This window comes from Pseudoalteromonas sp. S558 (genome assembly GCF_005886635.1).
Taxonomy (GTDB): Bacteria; Pseudomonadota; Gammaproteobacteria; order Enterobacterales; family Alteromonadaceae; genus Pseudoalteromonas; species Pseudoalteromonas aliena.
The window spans coordinates 1-528 of sequence record NZ_PNDU01000522.1; the positions used below are offsets into that span (position 1 = coordinate 1).

A 528-nucleotide genomic window follows, 5' to 3' on the forward strand; every position below is an offset into this window, starting at 1 on the left:
ATTTCGCTGAGCAAATTCTGCCTGGCACTTTTGAGTATGCCCTTTGTTATATTGTCGAAAATAAACTCGATTTATCGGGATTTGACGCGTGGTACAACAATGACAAAACGGGCGCGGCGGCGTACCCACCCTCGGTAATGCTAAAGATTATTTTACTGGGTTATGCACATGGTTTAATTAGTAGCCGCCGAATTGCAAAGGCTTGCGAGCATAATATTTTATTTATGAGTGTGTCGGGTGATATCCAGCCACATTACACATCTATAGCGGGTTTTGTGGCTAAAATGCATGAACAGATTGAGCCACTTTTTACGCAAGTGCTGATGATATGTGATGAAGAAGACTTGATAGGCCGTAACATGTTTGCCATTGATGGGTGCAAATTAAAGTCCAATGCGAGTAAGGAGTGGAGCGGCACATTCGATGAGTTAGGCCGTAAAAAAGCAAAACTAGAACGCGCAAGCAAACGTATTATTGAACGCCACCAATCACAAGATGGGCTGGGCGAAGAATTGATAACTCAGGATT

At 43.2% G+C, this 528-nt stretch carries 1 protein-coding gene; it reads left to right on the forward strand.

Annotated elements, in window-relative coordinates; genetic code table 11:
• The coding region (locus CWB66_RS21235) for a transposase (protein ID WP_138586984.1) at positions 1-528 on the forward strand (528 nt) is incomplete at both ends.